This is a genomic window from Cupriavidus sp. SIMBA_020, assembly GCF_046535395.1.
GTDB classification, from domain to species: domain Bacteria; phylum Pseudomonadota; class Gammaproteobacteria; order Burkholderiales; family Burkholderiaceae; genus Cupriavidus; species Cupriavidus campinensis.
Window position 1 is genome coordinate 1 of the sequence record NZ_JAWRWU010000140.1, and the last position, 373, is coordinate 373.

Here is a 373-nt window from a genome sequence, read left to right on the forward strand (position 1 = left end):
CGAACGCCCCGCTCATGATGTCGCGCCGGAGCAGGCGGTAGACCTGCTCGGACAGCGTGATTTCCTCTACCTCGGCGTTCCCGTCGGCGCCGGGCTCGTCCTGGCGGGAAGCTTTGATTCTTGGCTTCAACGTGCTCTCCAGATGTCAGCTGGCGTTCGGCGGCGCGGCCGGTGGGCGCTCAGGCGGCCCATTCTACCCGCGGCGCGGCCGCCCTCACCCCCGCGCCTCGCGTGGCGAGTCGGGCAGCGGTTCGAAGTCGCCATCCAGGTCGGCGGCGCCCGCTTCGGCCAGGTCGTCGTAGCGCGCCGCCTGCAGCGGGCGCCGGTTCACCCGCAGGTCGAACACGTCGAAACGGTTGTAGTGACCCACGAT

1 pseudogene is annotated in these 373 nt (G+C 70.2%); it reads right to left on the reverse strand.

Annotated features, from left to right (window positions below):
• Positions 1-214: 214 nt before the first annotated feature.
• Positions 215-373 (reverse strand): annotated as a pseudogene (locus SB751_RS28525) (carbon-nitrogen hydrolase family protein); the annotation flags it as partial.